The following is a 21046-nucleotide window of genomic DNA, read 5'->3' as shown; positions in this document are numbered from 1 at the left end:
GATGACCGACAAGCTCATCCTCGTCAGCCACCCTCTCTGCCCCTATGTCCAGCGCGCCGCGATCTCACTGACCGAGAAAGGCGTGCCGTTCGAACGCGTCGACATCGACCTCGCCGACAAGCCGGGCTGGTTCAAGGCGATCTCGCCGCTCGGCAAGGTGCCGCTGCTGCGCGTGCGGCAAAGTGGCGAGGAAACGACGATCTTCGAATCCGAGGCCATCCTCGAATTCCTCGAGGAGACACAGGCCAATCCGCTTCACCCAGCCGCCCCCTATGCACGTGCCCGGCACCGCGCCTGGATCGAGTTCGGCTCGGCCACCCTCAACGCCATCGGCCGGTTCTATTCAGCGCCGACCGAGGCCGGCTTCCTCGCCGAGTCCCGCGGGCTGGTGGGCATGTTTGATCGCCTTGAGGCCGAACTGGCGGACGGCACCGGCCGGATTGGCCCATGGTTCGCCGGCAACCGCTTCTCGCTCGTCGATGCGGTCTATGGGCCTGTCTTCAGATATCTCGACGCCTTCGACCTGATCGGCGATTTCGGCATCCTGGACGGCATGCCGCTTGTCCAGGCCTGGCGGCAGGCGCTGAGTGATCGCCCGTCGATCAGGCACGCCGTGGCGCCGGACTATCCGCAGCGCCTGCATGCCTTCCTGCAAGCGAAGGGATCATTTCTGTCGAGCCTCATCCACCGGAACGATCCGGCCATCGCGCTTCCGTCAATCCTGCCCGCCTGAACGGATCGATCACAGTACCTGCGACCATCGACGCCAGAAACTGCGGGGCCGGCGGGATCTTTGCGATGGTCGCCACCAGCCTGTCGCGGATGAAGGGCAGTGCCGCGGAATCCGACTGGTAGAACGGCGTGAACGCCAGCGACAGCGCCTGGAAGACACGCACGTGCCAGCGCCGCGCCCGGGCATAGGCTTCGAGCGCTGCCTCGATGCTCTGCGTGCGCGCCAGCGCATGGCCGAGCGCCGCCGCGTCGAGCAGCGCCATGTTGGCCCCTTGCCCAAGCTGCGGGCTGGTCGAATGCGCGGCATCGCCGATGACGGCCAACCTGCGGCCGGCGGGAAACTTCATCGTGTGGTGGCCGTAGCGGGCCAGCGACAGCTGGTCGAAACTGTCGATCTGGCGGGTGAACGCCTCGCTCTGCGGCCACAGCCGCACCACCCTCTCCTTCCAGGCGTCGATGCCGACAGCGCGCACCGCGTCTGCATCATCAGGCTTCAAGCTCCAGAAGAAGGCCGCCATCTTTTCGGCACCGAGTTCTGGCCGGCCGATCGGCAGCACGCCGATCATCACGCTGGCCTTATCGTAGCGCTGCAAGAGCGCGTGCTCGTCAAAGCCTTCGCCACGCCAGCCGAGCGACGCCCAGAAGGCACCATAGGTCAGAGGGCGCGGCGCGCCCGCAGCGCCAACGCATTGCCGTAGTTTCGAGCGCGAACCGCTGGCGTCGACGACCAGATCGAACGGCCCTGCCTTTCGTCCCTTGCCACAGATCAGCGTCGCCCGTTCGCCGGCCTCCACCGTCTCGATCTCGACACCGGTTTCGATGGTGATCGCCTCACGCCGGGCGGCGCGAAAGAGCACGCCGAACAGCGCTGCTCGGTGCACCGCCAGGCCGAAACGGCGGCCGCGCTGGGCATCGTAGCGGACGTCGAGCACCGTGCGCCCGGTCGAGGCATCGGCGCCATGCAGCCGATCGATGCGGGCGCCGAGCGCCAGTATGTCGTCGAGCAGGCCGAGATCGGCCAGAACCGTCAGGCCGGTCGGCTGCAGGATCAGCCCGGAGCCGACCGGCTTCGGCTCCTCGAAGCGCTCGAAGATGGTGACCCTGTGCCCGGCACGCTTGAGGTAGAGCGCCATGGCCAGCCCGGCCGGACCGGCGCCTGCAATTGCAATGTCGTAGGAAATGCCGATGCCCCCAAGCCGAACTGGCCGGGACAATCCTTCAGCCGCCTGATGAAATCAAGCCACCGCGCCGAACGCTGCCGGGCTGCTTAAGCCTGTGTTGCGTCGAAACCGGAACGTGCCTCGCGCACGGCATCGTGGTCGAGTCTGCCCATTGCAGCAGATGCTGCAGGGCACCGAACATCGAGCGTCCGAGATCAGTCAGACTGTATTCGACGCTGGGCGGCTTGGTCGGGAACACTTCGCGATGCACATAGCCGTCGCGCTGCAGATCGTAGAGCGTCTGGGTCAGCATGCGTTGCGAGATGTCGGGAACCAGCCGCCGCAATTCGCCGAAGCGATAGGGCTGTTCTGCCAGCGCCGCCATCAACAGCGAACTCCATTTGCCATTGAGCCCCTGGATGACCTCACGGACGGGGCAATCTGCAAGGTTTCCGCCGCCGGTCATGGCCTTGTAGACGTCGAGTTTGGATCTCAGATTGACGATCCGGCTGTCCATGGCTGGTTCCCTGCGTGTGCCTACCTCCCGAAAAACTGCCTTCTTTACGGCACCGGGTCAATTCCTATTTTAGTGCTGGTCTCTTTTTGAGACCACTACCCAAACCGCCATGCTAGCGCAAAATCAGGATCTCCCCATGACCGAAACCCTCCTTGTCACCGGCGCTTCCGGCCAGCTTGGCCGCGCCGTCATCCGCCATCTGCTGGACGCTCAGAAAGTCGCGCCGGCAAGCATCATCGCCACCACGCGCGACCCCGAAAACCTCGCCGATCTGGCGGCACTTGGCGTCACCGTCCGGGCGGCCGACTTCAACGATCCGGCTTCGCTGGAGAAGGCGTTTGCTGGCGCCGACCGCGTGCTGATCGTCTCGACCGGCGATCTCGATCTCAAGACCGGCAGGCGTCTGAAGCAGCATGAGGCGGCGGTGGCGGCTGCGAAGAAAGCAGGCGTTTCGCATCTGCTCTACACCTCGATGCCCAATCCGGAGCCGGTTTCGCCGGTGCTGTTCGCCGGCGACCACTACGGCACCGAGCAGGCGATCAAGGCGAGCGGCATCCCCTACACCATCTTCCGCAATGGCTGGTATCAGGAGAACCTGTTCCTGGCGCTGCCGCACGCCATTGCATCCGGCAAGTGGTACTCCTCGGCCGGCGACGGCCGCATCGCCCACGGCGCCCGCGACGACATGGCCGCTGCGATCGCGGCAGGCCTCGCATCCGGCACAAAGGAGAGCAATATCTACACGCTGACCGGCCCGCACGCCTATACCACGAGCGAGATCGCCACTCTGGTGACGGAAGTCACCGGCAAGCCGCTGGAGGTCATCCAGTTGCCGGATGAGGCGCTGACCGAAGGCGTCAAGGCGGCGGGCCTTCCGGAAGACTTCGCCCGCATCATCGTTTCTTTCGACGCCAACACGCGGTCCGGCCGCATCGCCATGGTGACGGACGCGGTCGAAACGCTTTCCGGCAGGAAGCCGCAGACGCTGAAGCAGTTTCTGGAAGCCAACAAGGCCGCCCTGGCTGGCTGAAAACTGCGCGGCGGCCGGTCTTCCTGCCGCCGCGCTATTTCTTGAGCAGGCCGAGCCGAACAAGGCTCTCGCCGGTGGCAGCCAGCGCGTCCTCGCGCGATCGCGGCGCCCAGCCGAGCACACGCACCGCCTTGGCGCTGGTGGCATTCTTGACCTTGCCCAGTTCCGTCACCAGTTGCGCGGCTTCCGCGTTGAACAATCCGACGATCCGCACCAGCCAATCGGGAAGCTCACGCGTCGTGACACGCGCCGCCGCATCGCCGAGCCGCGTTTTCACGGTCTGCGCGATTTCCCGCACGGTCATGAAATCGCCAGCGACCGCCAGGAAGCGCTCGCCCTTGGCGGCCGGATCGGTCATGGCGCGCACATGCAGGTCGGCCACGTCGCGGGCATCGACGACGCCGAAGGACAGACGCGGCAGCCCCGGCATGGCGCCGTTCATCATGCGCTGGACAAATTCGGTGGAGGTCGAATGGTCGGAGCCGAGCACAGGTCCAAAAATGCCGACCGGATTGACGACCGCCAGTTCCAGCCTGCCGCCCTCGGCGGCGATGAAATCCCAGGCCGCGCGCTCGGCAAGCGTCTTCGACTTCACATAGGCGCTGACCTTGCCCTTAGGATCGGTCCAGCTCTCCTCGGTGAACGGCCCGGGCGGCATCTTGCCATAGCCGATGGCCGCGAAGGACGAGGTCAGCACGACGCGTTTGGCGCCAGCGTCCCGCGCCGCCCGCAGCACCCGCAATGCACCCTCACGCGCCGGGATGATCAGATCATCCTCATGCTTGGGCACGCCGGGCGGAAATGGCGAGGCGACATGGAGCACATAGTCACAGCCGGCGACCGCTTGCGGCCAGCCGGCGTCGCTCATGAGGTCAGCGATGGCAAAGGAAAGCCTGTCGCCCGGCTCGGCGCCGCCGGCCTTGAGCATGGCCAGGACATCGGCCTCACGCTTGGCGGAGCGTACCGTCGTGCGCACGCGGTAGCCCGCCTTCAGCAGTTCGACGATACAATGGGCACCAAGGAAGCCCGATCCGCCAGTGACAAGCACCAATTCGCCGCTCACGCCCGCCTCCGCACATGTTCAGGTAAAGGCGACCGAAACGCGTCAGATCGCCACCTGCGTACCGATTTCTACCACACGCCCGGTCGGGATCTGGAAATATTCGGTCGCGTCCGCCGCCGTGCGTGCCAGGCCGATGAACAGCTTGTCCTGCCACACCGGCATGCCGGAATTGGGCGAGGCCTTAAGCGAGCGCCGCGACAGGAAGAACGACGTCGTCATGATGTCGAACTTCCAGCCCTGCTTGCGGCAGATCGCCAGCGCGCGCGGGATGTTGGGCTGCTCCATGTAGCCGAAGGTCAGCGTCACCCGCATGAACAGATCGTTGACCGTCTCCATCTTGACCCGCTCGCTGTCGGGCACCACCGGCTGCGGCGCGGTCACCACCGAAAGGATGACGTTCTGCTCATGCAGCACCTTGTAGTGCTTCAGGCTGTGCATCAGAGCGGTTGGCGCGCTGAGCGGATCGCTGGTCAGGAACACGGCGGTGCCGGACACCAGCTGCGGCTTCTTCTTCAACAGATTGCCGGCGAGGAAATCGAGCGGGATTTCGTTGCGGCGGGTCTTGTCGAACAGATAGCGGCTGCCGCGCACCCAGGTCCACATGCCCAGCACGATGGTGAAGGCCACCGCAAGCGAAGCCCAGCCACCTTCGAACACCTTGACGATGTTGGACGCAAAGAAGCCGACGTCGATGAAGGCAAACAGTGCGGTCAGTGGGATCGCCACCATCAGCTTCCATTTCCAGATGCGGGTCATCACGACATAGAGCAGCACCGTCGTCACCAGCATGTTGCCGGTCACCGAGATGCCGTAAGCCGAGGCGAGCTTGCTGGACTCGCCAAAACCGACCACCAGCATCATCACCACCAGCGCCAGCAACAGGTTGACACGCGGCATGTAGATCTGGCCGGACTGTCTTTCCGACGTGTGCAGGATTTCCAGCCGCGGCAGCATGTTGAGCTGCACCGCCTGCCTGGTCAGCGAGAAAGCGCCCGATATCACCGCCTGGCTGGCGATCACTGTTGCCGCCGTTGCCAGCACCACCATCGGAATCAGAGCCCAACCCTCGTTCATCTCGAAGAACGGATGGCCGACGATGCCATTCTTGGCCAGCACGAAGGCGCCCTGCCCGGCATAGTTGAGCAGCAGGCAGGGAAAAACGATCGCCAGCCAGGCAAGTACGATCGGCTTGCGGCCGAAATGACCGAGATCGGCATAGAGCGCTTCCGCACCGGTCACGGCGAGGAAGACAGCGCCGACCGTGACGAAGGCCACGTCCGGCGAATGGATCAGGAAGGCGACGATATAGTGCGGGCTGATCGCCAGGAGGATTTCCGGATCGTTGATGATATGTTTCAGGCCGGAAAGGCCGATCGCCAGGAACCAGACCGCGGTCACCGGTCCAAACACCAATCCCACCCCACCCGTGCCAAAGCGCTGCACCGCGAACACCATGGCGAGGATGACCAGGGTGAGCGGCACCACATAAGGCTGGAAAGCAGGCGTGACGACGTTCATACCCTCGACCGCCGACAGCACCGAAATCGCCGGTGTGATGACCGCATCGCCGAAAAACAGCGAGGCGCCGACGATACCGATACCCAAAATCACCGCTGAACGCTTCGGGAAACTGCCGCGTGCCAGCGCCATCAGCGACAGCACGCCGCCCTCGCCGCGATTGTCGGCGCGCAGCACGAACATGATGTATTTTATCGTAACCGTAATCGTCAGCGACCAGATGATCAGCGACAGCACACCGAGAATATCGCCGCGATCAGCAACGGTGCCGTGAGACGACGCCACCAGCGCCTCGCGAAAGGCATAGATCGGGCTGGTGCCGATATCCCCATAGACCACGCCCAGCGCGCCCAGCATCAGCACCTTGGTGCTATGCTGTTCGATTTCCGGATGGCTCGACTGTTCGACGGGTTCTGCCTCACTACCAGCATTGGCAAGGGCCATGGACGACACTCCGATAAGCGCGCGGTGCTCTACGCTTGCTGCAATGCAATATCAAGTGCCGTTGCGTGATGGCTCCCATGCTGCCAACGCTAGACTCTTGGGAAATGGCCTGTAAATCCAATGGTCGCGGGTTGAATTCGCGGCTGCGGGGGCATGGCGGGCGCCCAATAATACCTGCCGTATCTGCTTTAGATAGCGACTTGCGTGCCGATTTCCACGACACGCCCGGTCGGGATCTGGAAATATTCGGTCGCATCGGCCGCCGTGCGCGCCAGGCCGATGAACAGCCGGTCCTGCCACACCGGCATGCCGGAGTTGGGCGATGCCTTGAGCGAGCGCCGCGACAGGAAGAACGACGTCGTCATGATGTCGAACTTCCAGCCCTGCTTGCGGCAGATCGCCAGTGCGCGCGGGATGTTGGGCTGCTCCATGTAGCCGAAGGTCAGCGTCACCCGCATGAACAGCTCGTTGACCGTCTCCATCTTGACCCGCTCGCTGTCCGGCACCACCGGCTGCGGCGCGGTCACCACCGAAAGGATGACGTTCTGCTCATGCAGCACCTTGTAGTGCTTCAGGCTGTGCATCAGAGCGGTTGGCGCGCTGAGCGGATCGCTGGTCAGGAACGCCGCGGTGCCGGACACCAGGTGCGGCTTCTTCTTCAAGAGATTGGCGGCGAGGAAATCGAGCGGAATCTCGTTGCGGCGGGTTTTGTCGAAGAGATAGCGGGTGCCGCGTATCCAGGTCCCCATGATCAGCCCCATCAGGCAGGCAACCGTGATCGATACCCAGCCGCCTTCGAAGATCTTCACGATGTTTGCCAGGAAGAAGCCGCTGTCGATGACACCGAACAGCAAGGTCAGCGGCAGGGCGACCGCCAGTCTCCATTTCCACAGCTTGCGCATGACAACGAACAGCAGGATCGTCGTCATCAGCATTTCGCCGGTCACCGAGATGCCATAGGCGGACGCCAGCGAACTCGAGCTGCCGAAACCGACGACCAGCAGCATCACCCCCAAGGCGATGAGCAGATTGACGCGGGGCATGTAAATCTGGCCGAGTTTCATTTCGGACGTATGCTGCACCTCGATGCGTGGCAGAAGGTTGAGCTGCACCGCCTGGCGGGTCAGCGAAAAGGCACCTGATATGACTGCCTGGCTGGCGATGACGGTCGCGGCCGTGGCCAGTCCCACCATCGGCATCAGTGCCCAGTCAGGCAGCATCTGGAAGAATGGATTGGTCGGCCTCCCGCCATTGGCCAGCACAAAGGCACCCTGCCCGAAATAGTTGAGCAGCAAACAGGGGAAAACCACGGAAAACCACGCCAGCACGATAGGCTTGCGTCCAAAATGGCCAAGATCGACATAAAGCGCCTCGGCCCCGGTCACCGCCAGGAACACCGCGCCGACAGTGACAAAGGCGGCCGTGGGTGTGCTGACCAGATAGGCGACCGCGTGATACGGATTGATGGCCAGCAGGATCGATAGGTCGTCCATCAGGTGATAGAGCCCCGCCACGCCGATAGCCAGGAACCACAGCGCGGTCACCGGCCCGAACACCGCCGCCACCTTTCCCGTGCCGAAGCGTTGCACCGAGAACAGGATGGCCAGGATGAGCAGAGTGATCGGCACGACGTAAGCGTCCAGTGTCGGGGTCACCACCTTGAGGCCTTCGACCGCCGACAGCACGGAGATGGCCGGTGTGATGATCGAATCGCCGAAAAACAACGCCGCGCCGCAAAGGCCGATCGCCAGGATCAGTCGCGCGCCTTTGGGATAGGCGCTGCGCGCCAGCGACATCAGCGACAACGTGCCGCCTTCGCCCTTGTTGTCGGCACGAATCACGAAGGCGACATATTTTATGGTCACGATGATCGTTAGCGCCCAGACGATCAGCGACAGCACGCCAAGCACGTGAGCGCGCGTATCGATCCCGGGCGAAGCGTGAAGCGCCTCACGGAAGGCATAGATCGGACTGGTGCCGATATCGCCATAGACAACGCCGAGCGCGCCCAGCATCAGAACCTTGGTGCTGTGCTGCTCGGCCGCGGAATGGCTCGATTGCTCGACGGTTTCGGCCTCGCTACCGCGACTGGCAAGGTCCATGGACCACTCCCCGACAAGCGCGCGGTGCTTCACGCATGCTGCGATGCGACGTCAATTGCACGCTATGGCTGCCATACCTGCAAGCGAAGCTCTACCCCTACCAGCCGCAGGCTCTGAGGAACCGGCCGACCGTGCCGGCCATGCCATACTCCAACGCGTCGGCTGTCAACCCATGTCCGATTGACACTTCGGCCAATGCCGGAATGCGCTTGGCCAGGGCGGGCAGATTGCCGACCGTCAGATCGTGACCGGCATTGACCTGGAGGCCGGCGGCAAATGCCGCATCGGCTGTTTTCCCCAATCTTTCCAGTTCCTTGACCGCCTTTGCGGAATCGGAATGGTAACTGCCATAAGGACCGGTATAGAGCTCGATCCGGTCGGCACCCGTATCACGCGCAGCGGCGATGCCGGCGGGATCGGCATCGGAAAACAGCGACACCCTGAGACCGCCCTTCTTCAGACGTTTGACGATCGGTGTCAGGAATGCCGCATCGGCTGCGAAGTTCCAGCCATGGTCGGAGGTTGCCTGTGCCGGATCATCGGGAACCAGCGTCACCTGTTCGGGCTGATGCTTTTCCACAAGTGCCAGGAAATCCTCGCTCGGGTAGCCCTCGATGTTGAACTCCGCCTGCGGGAACTCATCGTCGATCAGCGCCCTGATCTCGGGCAGATCGGAATGGCGTGTGTGACGCTCATCGGGACGCGGATGGACGGTCAGCCCATGCGCTCCGGCCGCAAGGGCAAGCCGGCCGATGCCGATCACGCTGGGCCATGGCAGGTCGCGGCGGTTGCGCAGCATGGCGATGGCGTTGAGGTTGACGGAAAGCTTTGCGGGCATGGCTGGCGTCCGTGAAACAGGCGGGTTGACGGTGCGCCAAAAGCCACAAATTCAGCCGCGGCGCGCTTGAGACCGGGCATCTATAGCGTCTTTAACGGGAACAGATAGGGGGTTTCCGGTGTTCCAGAAGACCAGCGTTCTTTCGCCAAAGGAGGCCCTGCCGTGAATTTCCTGCAATCCGTGCCGGCGATCCGTCGCATCGACACCGCTCGCGACGACCTGCTCGCCATCGATGTGGTCGGGCATGTTTCGGCGGCCGATGCGGAAAACCTGTTCGGCCTGCTGGAGGCGGCCTACGCGCTACACCAGCGAATCGACGTGGCCGTGCGCATGGTCGATCACGACGGCGTCGACTGGACCGACATTTCCGACGAAACCCTCAAACAGGGTGCGGCCCACGCACTGGACCATATAGGCCGTTGCGCGGCGATCGGCACACCGGACTGGACGCCGGACGCGCGACACGCCTTGCCTGCGGCGTCGCCCATCGAATTCCGGCATTTCAAGGCCGAGGATGAGGAAGAGGCCTGGGAATGGCTCGGCGCCCGGCAGGTCGGTGTGCGAGAAAAGCCGTCGTCGTAGCTCTACCGGACGATGGTCAGCCGTTCGGCGGCCCGGGTGATGGCGGTATAGAGCCAGCGCTGGCGGGTTTCCTTGAAGGCCCAGCTTTCGTCGAACAGCACGATCTCGTTCCATTGCGAGCCCTGCGCCTTGTGCACGGTCAGCGCATAGCCGTAGTCGAAATCGTCGAAACGCTTCTTCTGCTGCCAGGGGATATCGGCGTCGGGATCCTCGAACGCCGCCTTGAGCAGCTTGATCTTGGCAACGCCGCGGTCGGGATCGTCCTCTTCCGGCGAAACCAGCAGGTTGATGCCCGGCTTGATCGTCTCGCGCGACGAGGTCATCACCTTCCACAGCGAACCGTTGAGCAGCCCCTTGGCCGGATCGTTGCGCAGGCAGACCAGCTTGTCGCCGGCCTGGGGATAGTCGGCATTGAAGCCTTTGAGCTCGCGCAGTCGCTGATTGTAGCGGCGGCGCGTGCGGTTGGTGCCGACCAGCACCTGGTCGGCCTTCAGCACCAGCTCCTGGTTGACGTCTTCCTTGCCGATCACCTGCGCCGTGCCATAGTCGCCGCGCATGAATTCGCGGCCCTCGCGCACGTCGAGCGCCAGCCGCAGGATCGGATTGTCGCGCGCCTGCCGGTGGATTTCGGTGAGCAGGAAATCCGGCTCGTGATCGGTGAAGAAGCCGCCGCCGGAAATCGGCGGCAACTGGCCGGGATCGCCCAGCACCAGGATCGGCGTGCCGAAACTCATCAGATCACGGCCGAGCTGCTCGTCGACCATCGAACATTCGTCGATGACAACCAGTTTCGCACGCGAGATCGGGCTCTGCCGGTTGAGCGAAAAGGTCGGCGACATCGAGGTCTTGCCGGTCACCTCGTCTTCCACCGATTCCTCGCCCTTGGGCCGGTAGATCAGCGAATGGATGGTTCGGGCATTGACCGCGCCTTTGGAGCGCAGCACCTGCGCTGCCTTGCCGGTGAAGGCGGCGAACTGCACCTGGCCATCGACATGTTCGGCGAAATAGCGCGCCAGCGTCGTCTTGCCGGTGCCGGCATAGCCGAACAGCCGGAACAGCTGCGGCTGGCCGACCTGCAGCCAGCGGGCGACCGCTTGCAGCGCCTCGTCCTGTTGGGGAGAGAATTCCATCAGCGCGACAGACCGGATTCGCAAGGGAAAGACAAGACAGTCGCCACCATCATCGACGCGTCGCGAACGCCTCAGCGCCGCCGACGGTAAGGCTATCAGGCGCAAACAAGAACGTAAAGAGAACAACCGATAAGACCACTACGACCTATCTGGTCGGTCCGGGATCATTCTCGAGCAGGATCGGCTTGCCATGCGGGGTGGCGTGCGCGGCGCGTTCCCAGGCCTGCGCCATCGCGTCGACATCGGGTTTGGCGGCCAGCCCCTTGGAGGCAAGCAGCCCTTCCAGCGCAGCCAGCCAATGCTCGTAGTAGTCATGGCCGTCGGCTGCCGCACCCGGCTTCTTCACCTCCGCCGACAGGGCATCCGCCCATTCGCTCCAAGAGAACAGGCCCTTGTCATGCAACGCCACCGTCATGGCGAACGCCTCGGCCTGCCAGGGCTCGGCGAAAACCGGCGCGTCGAGGCCAGCGGGCAAATCGGCGGCGGTCCCGTCAGGCCGGCTCAAGATAGCTCTCCCAGGCGTCAATCGACACGGTTAGCGTCGGATCGGCGCCCTCGCCCCAGATCTCCGTGCCGTCGAAAGCCACCGTATAGACCCATTGCTGGTTTTCGCCTTGCCCATGCGCGTTGCTGTCGGGAAAGACGAAGCCGTCATGCACCACCTCGATCGTGCCCCGCTTACCGCGCGCGTAGCGCGGCAGCCTGGTGTGGCCGGTCGGGTCGAAGTTTTTGGTCCGCACGGGATCGCCGGCCTTGAACCGCGCCGGCTCCGCCATCGGCCGGTCGCAAGGGCCGCCCTTGGCCAGCACGGCAGGCACATTTTCCGCCTTCAGCACCCGTTTCGGTGTCGCCGCCGCATCGATCGCCTCGCCGGCTTCAAGATCGCGTTCGCTGACGAAGCCATGGCGCTTGAGCAGCACCTCCAGCGCCTTGATCCAGATCTGGTAGTAGCTGGAGCCATAGTAGTCGGCCGGATGCAGCGATTCCCGCGCGTGCCGGCTCTCATCGATGTTCCAGGCGCCCATGGCGCCGGCGCAGAGCGTCACACCGAGTGCCCGCCTCTCCCAGGCGGCGTGGAAATAGGGCTCGTCCTTTTCGGGCGCGACCGGCCCAAAGCCCATCTGTCCGCCGAGATCCTGCGGCCCGTTCATGCCGGCTCCCCCTCCGGCGCTTTGGCCAGCGCGGTGCCGATCATCGCATCGCGGCTCACCAGTTCGGTCAGCCGATCCTCGCTCCAGCCTTCGGTGCCCTTGGGTCGCATCGGCACGACGAGATAGCGCAGCTCCGCTGTCGAATCCCAGACGCGTATCTTGGTGGTGGCCGGCAGCGTCAGCCCGAATTCATCGAGCACGCCGCGCGGGTCGATCACCGCGCGCGAGCGATAGGGCGGCGCCTTGTACCAGACCGGCGGCAGGCCGAGCACCGACCATGGATAACAGGAGCACAACGTGCAGACGACGAGGTTGTGCGTATCCCCGGTGTTGAACACCGCCTGCATGTGCTCGCCCTGCCGGCCGGTATAGCTCAGCGATTCGATCGCCGCCGTCGCGTCGCGCTTGAGCCAGTCCGCATAGGCAGCATCGCTCCAGGCCTTCGCCACCACCCTGGCGCCATTGCGCGGGCCGATCTTGGTCTCGTAAGTGTCGACGATGACGTCGATCGCCGTTGGATCGATCAGCCCCTTGCGGGTCAGGATGGTTTCCAGCGCACGCACGCGCGCGGCAAACGGATCGAGTTCGTTGTCGTGGTCATGATCATGGGACATGGCCACAAATTACGGTTCCGACCCGCTGGCTGCAAGCATGACGGCTTGGGCCAGCGGAAATCAGCGTCCGCTGGCCGGCTATTCGGCGGCCGTCTTTTGCGGCTCGACCGGGATGTCGTCGTTGATGCCGAACAGCGAAGGCTGCTCGGGATTCTCGACCGCGGGCAAGTCGGGCTTGCGCTTGGGCATCAGCCCGACCAGCCACCCCGAGAAATTCTCCATGTAGACGTAGATCACCGGTGTCACGAACAGGGTCAGCGCCTGCGAGGCGAGCAGGCCGCCGACAACGGCAACGCCCAGCGGCTGGCGCAGCTCGGCGCTGGCACCGGTGCCGAGCGCGATCGGGAACGTGCCCATCAGTGCCGCCAGCGTCGTCATCATGATCGGCCTGAAACGCATCAGGCAGGCCTTGTGGATGGAGTCCTTGGCGGACATGCCTTCTCGTCGCAATTCGAGCGCGACATCGACCATCATGATGCCGTTCTTCTTGACGATGCCGATCAGCATCAGAATGCCGATCACCGCGATCACGGACAGATCCATGCCGGCGAAGCGCAAGGCAACGACCGCGCCCAACACCGCCGACGGCAGGCCGGTGAGGATTGTGAGCGGGTGGATGAAGCTCTCATACAGAATGCCGAGCACGATATAGATGGTCAGGATCGCGCCGCCGACCAGCAGGCCCTGGTTGGCCAGTGAGTCCTGGAAGGTCTTGGCCGTGCCGGCAAAGGTGGTCGAGATCGCCGTCGGCATGCCGATCTGCTCTTTGAGCGCGTTGATGCGCGTCACGCTGTCGCCCAGCGCCACGCCTTGCGGCAGATTGTAGGAGATGGTCACGGCCGGAAGCTGGCCGAGCTGGTTGACCGTCAGGGCGCCGGCCGTGCGATCGACCCGGGCGAAGGCACCAAGCGGAACCAGAGAGCCGCTCGCCGTCCGCATCTGGATGGCGAGCATCCGTTCGGGCGACCACTCGATCTTGGGATCGAGCTCGGTGATGACTTCGTAGCTGTCGGCCGAACCGAAGATCGTCGAGACCTGGTCGGTGCCGAAACCGCCATAGAGGGCGGAGCGCAGCGTGTCGGTATCGATGCCGAGCTGGGCAGCCTTGTCGCGATCGATGACCAGCGATGCCTGCAGCGCATTGTTCTGCAGGTCGCTGGTGACGTCGGTGAAGGTCGTGTGGTCGGCCGCCATCGCGTCATTCAGTTTCTGCGCCCACTGGTCGGTCAGGCCCGTATCGAGGCCCTGAACCACGAGCTGGTAGGCACTGGCCGACGACCGTGAACCGAGCCGCAGGTTCTGCACCGGCTGCATGTAGGTCTCGATGCCTGCCACGCCGGCCAGTTGCTTGCGCAGGTCAGCCTGCACCTTCTCGATGTCGGGCCGCTGGCTCTTGTCCTTCAACTGCACATAGAGCTGGCCCTGGTTCAGTGCATTGTTGCCGCTGCCTGCCGACCATGCCACATGCGAAACATAGGGCGAATGGGAAAAGACGCTTGCCACCTGCCCCTGCAGCTTCACCATGGCGTCAAAAGAAATGTCCTGGCGCGCAATGGTCGTCACCGAGATCTGGCTGATATCCTCCTGCGGGAAGAAGCCCTTCGGCGAGGCCTGGATCAGCCACACCGACGCCGCCGCGGTGCCGACAAAGACGAGGAACACCAGGAAGGTGTGCCGCAGGCAGAAAGTCAGAACCCGGTCGTAGCCGCGTGTGATGAGGTCCTGCTTATGGCCAGGGCCATGCTTGTCGCGATCGGCCTTGGTCACCGACAGCAGCCGCGAGCACAGCATCGGCGTCAGCGTCAGCGACACGAACATCGACGCCAGGATGGCGACCGTCACGACGACGGCGAACTCGTTGAAGATGCGCCCGATGACGCCGCCCATCAGCAGAACCGGGATGAACACGGCCACCAGCGAGATCGAGATCGAGATGATGGTGAAGCCGATTTCGCGCGCGCCCTTCAGCGACGCATCGAAGGCCGACAACCCATCCTCTTCCATATGGCGGAAGATGTTTTCCAACATCACGATGGCGTCGTCGACGACGAGGCCCACCGCCAGCGTCAGGCCCATCAGCGATATGTTGTCGATGGAAAAGCCGAACAGGAACATCGCGCCGAGCGTGGCGATCAGCGAGATCGGCACCGCCACGGCCGGGATAATGGTCGCCGTCACCCGGCGCAGGAACACGAAGATCACCATCACCACCAGCGCGATGGTCAACAGCAGCGTGAACTGCACGTCGTTGACGGCCTGGCGGATGGAGGTCGAACGGTCGTTGAGCAGTTTTATCTGGGCGGCGCCCGGCATCTGGTCCTGGAAGGACGGCAGCATCGCCTTCACCCTGTCGACGACGTCGACCGTGTTGGCATCGGGCTGGCGTTGCACCGCCATGATGATCGCGCGGGTACCATCGTACCAACTTGCGGTCGTCGTCGTCTGCACAGAATCGACGACGCGGGTCACCTCGCCCAGCCGCACCGGGTGGCCGTTCTTGGTGGCGATGATGAGGTTGGAGAAGCCGGCGGCGTCGGTCAGCTGGGTATTGGCGGTGATGGTCAGTTGCTGCTTGTTGTTCTGCAGCACACCGAGAGGCGTATTGCTGTTGGCGGACGCGACCGCCGCCTGCAACTGGTCGATCGAGATGCCGCGCGCGGCAAGCGCGGTCGGGTCGATCTGGATGCGTACAGCATATTTCTGCTGGCCGAAGATCGAGACCTGGGCCACCCCGTCGATGGTCGACAGCGAAGGCGAGATGACGTTTTCGGCAAAGGCATCAAGATCTGTCAGCGGAACCGTGTCGCTGACCAGCGACATCAGGAGGATCGGCGCATCGGCTGGATTGACCTTGCGGTAGCTTGGCGGCGACGTCATTTGCGGCGGCAATGATTTTTGCGTGCGCGCGATCGCGGCCTGCACGTCCGCGGCCGCCGCGTCGATGTCACGGTTGAGCACGAACTGGATGGCGATCGAGGTCTGGCCGAGCGAGTTGGTGGTCGAAATGGAATCGATGCCGGCGATGGTCGCGAATTGCTTGATCAGCGGCGTCGCCACCGATGTCGCCATGGTTTCCGGCGAGGCGCCCGGCAGCGAAGCCGAGACATTGACCACGGGGAATTCGGCGCTCGGAAGTGCCGCCACCGGCAGGAATTTGTAGGCGAACAATCCGCCCAGCACGAGGGCGAACGACATCAGAAGGGTGGCGACGGGCCTGCGAATGCAGAATTCGGAAATCATCGGGCCGCCTCGCCCGTGTTGGTCGCCTCGGCCACCTTGGGTGCGGCCGCCGCGGCGCCCTCGTGCACAGCGGCGCCATTCTTCAGCCTCGTCTGGCCTTCCGTGACCACTTTCTCACCGGCTTTCACGCCCTGGCTGATGGCGCTGTTTTGGCCTTCGGTCAGCGCCACCTGCACCGGCCGCATCTCGACCGTGTTGTCCGGCTTGACCACATAGACGAACGGTCCGTTCTGGCTGGGCTGCACCGCGACGGTGGGAACGGAGGTCATCTGCGGCATGATGCCGGCGTCGAGCACGACATTCACATACTGGCCCGGCCACAGCGAAAGATCGGTATTCGGTATGCTCGCCCGTGTGGCGATCGTGCCCGACGCGGTGTCGACGCTGGAATCGACGAAATCGAGCGTGCCCTTGCCGATCGGCGTCGGGTCGCCGTCCTTGGTCAGGGTCACGGCCCCTTGCTGCGGATTGGCAAGCGCCTTGTGCAGCAGCGCCAGGTTGCTTTCCGGCAGATTGAAGTTGACCTGCAACGGGTCCATCTCGGTGATGGTCACCAGCGGCGTCGAGGTGCTGCTGTTGCCGTTGCTGGTGGTGACGAGATCACCGACGGCAACGCTGACAGCGCCAAGCCTGCCGGAAATTGGCGCGGTGATTGTGGCAAAGCCAAGCTGGACATTGTCGGCGTCGATCGTCGCCTTGTCGGCATCGACGGTCGCGGACGCCGCCTTCTGCGCGGCTACGGCCTGGTCGTAGGTCTGCTGCGTACCGGCCTGCTTGGCGACGAGGTCCTTGGCGCGCTGAAGATCGGAATTCGAACTGGCAAGCAGCGCCTGGTCCTTGGCGAGCGTGGCCTGGTCCTTGGCGAGTTGCGCCTTGAGCGCGCGGTCATCGAGCTGGAACAGAACGTCGCCGGCCTTCACCATCTGGCCGTCCTTGACATCGATCGACACGATCTGGCTGGAGACCCGTCCGTTGATGTTGACCACAGCTGGAGAGGAGACGAAGCCGATGGCATAGCGCCGGATCGGGAAGTCGGCCGTCGTTGCCGTCGCCGAAACAATCGAGGCCGAACGGGCGCCATTGCCGCCGGCCCCCTGCTTGCCCCCTGCTGCCTGCTTGTCGGTTGCCGCTTTGTCCGATGTCGCGACCTGCTTTACGCCGATGAGCTGCTGAACCTTGCCCAGCGCGTCGGGCGAAAGGTAAAGCCAGGCCGCGCCCGCACAGGCGATCGCAAGCAATGAAAGGATGACTTTTCCACGCATCGACAAAGGCCTCTCCGTCCGACACGCCATAGCCAGGTGGTCGTATTCTAGCGCAACTCACGGCTGATTGCCGCGATTTCGCCGATAGATAGGACACGCATTTGTTGGAAAAGGGCCAAAACACGGCATTACGAAGATTTAATGTGCACTGCACAATGGTTGTGCAGCCGGCCATGGCCGCCGGCCGAAGCCCGTTGAACCGTCGGGCAGCCCTATTTGAGCATCGGCCAAAGGGTCGCTGCCAAGAGTACGCCCATGGCGATGTTGAACCATTTCAGTCGCACCGGATCCGACAGGAATCCCCGCAACGCCGTGCCGAATCCTGCCCATATCGAAACGCTCGGCAGGTTGACGATGGTGAAGGCGATCGAGATCAACACCACCGACAGGAACGGATGCTCGGCATTGGCATAGACAGCCATGGCGGTGATCGCCATCACCCAGGCCTTGGGATTGACCCACTGGAATGCCGCCGCATCGATGAAGCGCATCGGCCGCGCTTCCGCCGCACCCTTGCCGCCCAATGAGCGCGACATCGCGATCTTCCAGGCGAGATAGAGCAGATAGGCGGCACCGGCGATCGTCAGTCCAGTGTGCAGCGCCGGAAACGCCGTCAACACAGCGCCAAGGCCGAGGCCGACGGCAAGCAGCAGGACGAGAAAGCCGATGCTGATGCCCAGCATGTGCGGCACCGTCCTGGCGATGCCGAAGTTGACGCCGGAGGCCAAGAGCATGAGGTTGTTCGGCCCCGGCGTGATCGAGGTCACGAAGGCATAGACGAGCAGTGCGAGGAATGCGTCGAGTGACATGTTATCCTCCCAGATACGTCAGCATCATTGTCGCTTTTCGCCGACTGCGCAAAGCCCAGCGCCCGGCCACTGATCGAGCCAGGCGTTGAGCGGATCTCTTTGCGCGGTAGCGGGTTCTACATCCCTTGCGGGCCGCGGTTCATCGCTGCCACGCCGGTGCGACAGATCTCGACCAGGCCGAGCGGCTTCATGATGGCGATGAACTGGTCAATCTTGGTGCCCTTGCCGGTGATCTCGAAGATGAAATGCTCGGTATTGGCGTCGATGACCGAGGCGCGGAAGGCGTCGGCCAGCCGCAGCGCCTCGACACGGGCGTCGCCGGTGCCGGCGACCTTGACCAGCGCCAGTTCCCGCTCCAGCGGCCGCTCCTGTCCGAATTCGTGCGAACGCACGGTCAGATCGACCACGCGATGCACCGGCACGATGCGCTCGAGCTGATGCTTGATCTGCTCCAGCACATGCGGCGTGCCGCGCGTCACGATGGTGATGCGCGACAGGTGCTTCTCATGCTCCGTTTCGGAGACGGTCAGGCTCTCGATGTTGTAGCCGCGACCGGAAAACAGGCCGATGACCCGGGCAAGCACGCCCGGTTCGTTATCGACCAGCACGGAGAGCGTGTGGTTCTCCGGCCGTTCCGTTTCCTTGGCGATGAAGTAGGCGGAGCCGGTCGGTTGAAGGTGCTGTGCGTTCATGACATGGATCTCAAATTCTTGATCTAATTCTTTGTTTGCGCACGGCTTCTTTCGACAAGCCCTGCCTTGGCTATCGGTTTACACCAGTTCCCTGCCCTTGGCGTCGATGGCGTTGGCCACGGCCTCGTCGGTGGCCTCGTCCGGCAACAGCATCTCGTTGTGTGCCTTGCCCGACGGGATCATCGGGAAGCAGTTGGCGAGGTTCGCCACGCGGCAATCGAACAGCACCGGTTTCCTGACCGAGATCATCTCCTTGATGGCGTCGTCCAGCTCGTCCGGCTTCTCGCAGCGTATGCCGTGGCCGCCATAGGCCTCCGCCAGCTTGACGAAGTCCGGCATCGCCTCGGTGTAGGAATGCGACAGCCGGTTGCCGTGCAGCAGCTGCTGCCACTGGCGCACCATGCCCATATACTGGTTGTTGAGGATGAAGATCTTGATCGGCGCCTTGTACTGCACCGCCGCGCTCATCTCCTGCATCGTCATCTGCACCGAGGCATCGCCTGCGATGTCGATGACCAGCGCATCGGGATGCGCGATCTGCACACCGAGCGCCGCCGGCAGGCCATAGCCCATCGTGCCCAACCCGCCCGACGTCATCCAGCGGTTCGGCTTTTCGAAATGATAGTGCTGCGCCGCCCACATCTGGTGCTGGCCGACCTCGGTGGTGATGTAGGTGTCCTTGTCCTTGGTCAGTTCGTAGAGCCGCTGGATGGCGTATTGCGGCATGATCACGTCGTGGTTCATCTTGTAGGCGAGTGAATCGCGACCGCGCCATTTGGCGATCTGCTCCCACCAGGGATAGAGCGCCTTCTTGTCGGCCTTGGCGGTTGCCCGCCACAGCCGCACCATATCCTCCAGCACCCGGCCGACATCGCCGATGATCGGCACTTCGGTGTGCACGTTCTTGTTGATCGACGACGGGTCGATGTCGATGTGGATCTTCTTCGAGTTCGGCGAAAATGCATTGAGCCGCCCGGTGATGCGGTCGTCAAAGCGTGCGCCGATGCAGATCATCACGTCGCAATCATGCATGGCCATGTTGGCTTCGTAGGTGCCGTGCATGCCGAGCATACCGACCCAGTTCTTGCCCGATGCCGGATAGGCGCCGAGGCCCATCAGCGTCGAGGTGATCGGGAAACCGGTGAGGTCGACCAGTTCGCGCAGCAGATGGCTCGCTTCCGGGCCGGAATTGATGACACCGCCGCCCGAATAGATGATCGGCTTCTTGGCACCGGCCATCAGCTCGACCGCGGCCTTGATCTTTTCCAGATCGCCCTGGACCTTGGGCTGGTAGCTGGTGCGCGGTGCGATCTGCGGCGGGACATAAAACCCCTTGGCGAACTGCACGTCCTTCGGGATATCGACCACAACCGGACCCGGACGGCCCGTGGTTGCGACATGGAAGGCCTCGTGGATGGTCGCGGCAAGCTCGTTGACGTCCTTCACCAGCCAGTTGTGCTTGGTGCAGGGCCGCGTAATGCCGACCGTGTCGCATTCCTGGAACGCGTCGGAGCCGATCAGCGAAGTCGGCACCTGGCCGGTCAGGCAGACCAGCGGGATCGAATCCATCAGCGCGTCCTGCAGCGGCGTCACCGCATTGGTCGCGCCGGGGCCCGATGTCACCAGCATGACGCCGGCCTTGCCGGTCGAACGCGCATAGCCCTCGGCCGCGTGGCCGGCGCCCTGCTCGTGGCGGACGAGAATGTGCTCGACATCGTCCTGCTGGAAGATCTCGTCGTAGATCGGAAGAACCGCGCCGCCCGGATAGCCGAAGACATGCTTGACGCCATTGTCCTTCAGCGCCTGCACCACCATTTCGGCGCCCGTCATTTCGCGCCGCTCACTCTGTCCGTTGCTCATCGGTCTGGTCCCGTACTGTCGCCGCTTGGGCGTTGCCATTTGGGTGTAATTGGTCGTTTAGTCGTGTTTCAGGCAATAAAAAAGGCCCCCGAGGGAGCCTGTGTGTTGCGCATGGGAGGTTTTCGCCCGGCGGTTACACCGCCTTGCCCACGCGCCTTCCTACGAGAATGAGTGCCTTTTTCATGGTCGCGGACACTACGGGCGGGCAAGGCGCCCTGTCAACGGCAAAAATCACGCCGGCGATGAAGGCGCTCCGCAATTCGACAAATGGCCGTCACGATTTCGCGATGGACACTGCTTCG

The 21046-nt window shown here is 63.5% G+C and carries 17 protein-coding genes and 1 pseudogene; 3 read left to right on the top strand and 15 right to left on the bottom strand.

The annotated features are described in order from the left end of the window. The first annotated feature begins 1 nt into the window (after position 1). Positions 2-733, top strand: coding sequence for a glutathione S-transferase family protein (locus AC0V8S_RS18310; RefSeq protein ID WP_475432690.1), 732 nt, complete (start codon positions 2-4; stop codon positions 731-733). Here AC0V8S_RS18310 and AC0V8S_RS18305 read toward each other — a convergent pair. Next, entirely contained in the window at positions 681-1946 is a 1266-nt protein-coding gene (locus AC0V8S_RS18305) for an FAD-dependent oxidoreductase (RefSeq protein WP_475432688.1), read from the bottom strand. The two genes, AC0V8S_RS18310 and AC0V8S_RS18305, sit on opposite strands and share 53 nt — an antisense overlap. 53 nt (positions 1947-1999) lie before the next feature. Continuing rightward, positions 2000-2409 (bottom strand): annotated as a pseudogene (locus AC0V8S_RS18300) (winged helix-turn-helix transcriptional regulator). Between the two features lie 136 nt (positions 2410-2545). Between AC0V8S_RS18300 and AC0V8S_RS18295 the strand changes: the two are divergent. Further along, positions 2546-3439, top strand: coding sequence for an SDR family oxidoreductase (locus tag AC0V8S_RS18295; RefSeq protein WP_183460624.1), 894 nt, complete (start codon positions 2546-2548; stop codon positions 3437-3439). 34 nt (positions 3440-3473) lie between these two features. Here the strand turns inward: AC0V8S_RS18295 and AC0V8S_RS18290 are convergent, their stop codons facing one another. The 4 genes from AC0V8S_RS18290 to AC0V8S_RS18275 all read right to left on the bottom strand — a co-directional run bounded on the left by AC0V8S_RS18290 (position 3474) and on the right by AC0V8S_RS18275 (position 9404). Further along, entirely contained in the window at positions 3474-4502 is a 1029-nt protein-coding gene (locus AC0V8S_RS18290) for an SDR family oxidoreductase (RefSeq protein WP_475432687.1), read from the bottom strand. A gap of 42 nt (positions 4503-4544) precedes the next feature. Further along, positions 4545-6464, bottom strand: a complete 1920-nt coding sequence (locus tag AC0V8S_RS18285) for a potassium transporter Kup (protein ID WP_475432686.1) — start codon at positions 6462-6464, stop codon at positions 4545-4547. 188 nt (positions 6465-6652) lie between these two features. Further along, the gene (locus tag AC0V8S_RS18280; RefSeq protein WP_475432685.1) at positions 6653-8566 is read right to left on the bottom strand and encodes a potassium transporter Kup; all 1914 of its coding nucleotides are present in this window, start codon (positions 8564-8566) and stop codon (positions 6653-6655) included. A 97-nt stretch (positions 8567-8663) separates the two neighbouring features. Continuing rightward, positions 8664-9404, bottom strand: coding sequence for a pyridoxine 5'-phosphate synthase (locus tag AC0V8S_RS18275; protein WP_475432684.1), 741 nt, complete (start codon positions 9402-9404; stop codon positions 8664-8666). A gap of 162 nt (positions 9405-9566) precedes the next feature. Between AC0V8S_RS18275 and AC0V8S_RS18270 the strand changes: the two genes are divergently transcribed. Further along, positions 9567-9986 (top strand): SpoIIAA family protein, encoded by a 420-nt coding sequence (locus AC0V8S_RS18270; protein ID WP_475432683.1) that lies wholly within the window; start codon positions 9567-9569, stop codon positions 9984-9986. Between the two features lie 2 nt (positions 9987-9988). On the opposite strand, the gene AC0V8S_RS18265 is transcribed toward AC0V8S_RS18270, so the two are convergent. From AC0V8S_RS18265 to AC0V8S_RS18225, 9 genes are all read right to left on the bottom strand, one after another. Further along, entirely contained in the window at positions 9989-11116 is a 1128-nt protein-coding gene (locus tag AC0V8S_RS18265; RefSeq protein WP_475432682.1) for an ATP-dependent DNA helicase, read from the bottom strand. Between the two features lie 145 nt (positions 11117-11261). Next, the gene (locus tag AC0V8S_RS18260) at positions 11262-11621 is read right to left on the bottom strand and encodes a nitrile hydratase accessory protein (protein ID WP_475432681.1); all 360 of its coding nucleotides are present in this window, start codon (positions 11619-11621) and stop codon (positions 11262-11264) included. Next, positions 11608-12267, bottom strand: a complete 660-nt coding sequence (nthB, locus tag AC0V8S_RS18255) for a nitrile hydratase subunit beta (protein ID WP_475432680.1) — start codon at positions 12265-12267, stop codon at positions 11608-11610. The genes AC0V8S_RS18260 and nthB overlap by 14 nt, the downstream gene beginning before the upstream one ends. Continuing rightward, positions 12264-12881, bottom strand: a complete 618-nt coding sequence (gene nthA, locus AC0V8S_RS18250; RefSeq protein ID WP_475432679.1) for a nitrile hydratase subunit alpha — start codon at positions 12879-12881, stop codon at positions 12264-12266. The genes nthB and nthA overlap by 4 nt, the downstream gene beginning before the upstream one ends. Before the next feature lie 78 nt (positions 12882-12959). Further along, on the bottom strand, positions 12960-16121 hold the full coding sequence (locus tag AC0V8S_RS18245) for an efflux RND transporter permease subunit (protein WP_475432678.1): 3162 nt from the start codon (positions 16119-16121) through the stop codon (positions 12960-12962). Continuing rightward, the gene (locus tag AC0V8S_RS18240; protein WP_475432677.1) at positions 16118-17383 is read right to left on the bottom strand and encodes an efflux RND transporter periplasmic adaptor subunit; all 1266 of its coding nucleotides are present in this window, start codon (positions 17381-17383) and stop codon (positions 16118-16120) included. The genes AC0V8S_RS18245 and AC0V8S_RS18240 overlap by 4 nt, the downstream gene beginning before the upstream one ends. A gap of 212 nt (positions 17384-17595) precedes the next feature. Further along, positions 17596-18192 carry a LysE family translocator gene (locus AC0V8S_RS18235; RefSeq protein WP_475432676.1) on the bottom strand — a complete coding sequence of 199 codons (597 nt, stop codon included), beginning with the start codon at positions 18190-18192 and terminating at the stop codon, positions 17596-17598. A 116-nt stretch (positions 18193-18308) separates the two neighbouring features. After that, positions 18309-18884 (bottom strand): acetolactate synthase small subunit, encoded by a 576-nt coding sequence (gene ilvN, locus AC0V8S_RS18230; protein ID WP_183460648.1) that lies wholly within the window; start codon positions 18882-18884, stop codon positions 18309-18311. A 78-nt stretch (positions 18885-18962) separates the two neighbouring features. Beyond that, complete coding sequence (locus AC0V8S_RS18225; RefSeq protein ID WP_475438652.1) at positions 18963-20714, bottom strand: acetolactate synthase 3 large subunit; 1752 nt, start codon at positions 20712-20714, stop codon at positions 18963-18965. Positions 20715-21046 lie beyond the last annotated feature (332 nt).

The sequence above is a fragment of the Mesorhizobium oxytropidicola genome (genome assembly GCF_056174625.1).
This window is presented reverse-complemented; position numbering and strand designations above follow the sequence as displayed.

Coding starts and splice junctions, on each gene's coding strand:
- AC0V8S_RS18310 (WP_475432690.1), top strand. CDS start 2: ATGACCGACAAGCTCATCCTCGTCAGCCACCCTCTCTGCCCCTATGTC.
- AC0V8S_RS18280 (WP_475432685.1), bottom strand. CDS start 8,566: ATGGACCTTGCCAGTCGCGGTAGCGAGGCCGAAACCGTCGAGCAATCG.
- AC0V8S_RS18275 (WP_475432684.1), bottom strand. CDS start 9,404: ATGCCCGCAAAGCTTTCCGTCAACCTCAACGCCATCGCCATGCTGCGC.
- nthA (WP_475432679.1), bottom strand. CDS start 12,881: ATGTCCCATGATCATGACCACGACAACGAACTCGATCCGTTTGCCGCG.
- AC0V8S_RS18285 (WP_475432686.1), bottom strand. CDS start 6,464: ATGGCCCTTGCCAATGCTGGTAGTGAGGCAGAACCCGTCGAACAGTCG.
- nthB (WP_475432680.1), bottom strand. CDS start 12,267: ATGAACGGGCCGCAGGATCTCGGCGGACAGATGGGCTTTGGGCCGGTC.
- AC0V8S_RS18225 (WP_475438652.1), bottom strand. CDS start 20,714: ATGACGGGCGCCGAAATGGTGGTGCAGGCGCTGAAGGACAATGGCGTC.
- AC0V8S_RS18245 (WP_475432678.1), bottom strand. CDS start 16,121: ATGATTTCCGAATTCTGCATTCGCAGGCCCGTCGCCACCCTTCTGATG.
- AC0V8S_RS18240 (WP_475432677.1), bottom strand. CDS start 17,383: ATGCGTGGAAAAGTCATCCTTTCATTGCTTGCGATCGCCTGTGCGGGC.
- AC0V8S_RS18295 (WP_183460624.1), top strand. CDS start 2,546: ATGACCGAAACCCTCCTTGTCACCGGCGCTTCCGGCCAGCTTGGCCGC.
- AC0V8S_RS18265 (WP_475432682.1), bottom strand. CDS start 11,116: ATGGAATTCTCTCCCCAACAGGACGAGGCGCTGCAAGCGGTCGCCCGC.
- ilvN (WP_183460648.1), bottom strand. CDS start 18,884: ATGAACGCACAGCACCTTCAACCGACCGGCTCCGCCTACTTCATCGCC.
- AC0V8S_RS18235 (WP_475432676.1), bottom strand. CDS start 18,192: ATGTCACTCGACGCATTCCTCGCACTGCTCGTCTATGCCTTCGTGACC.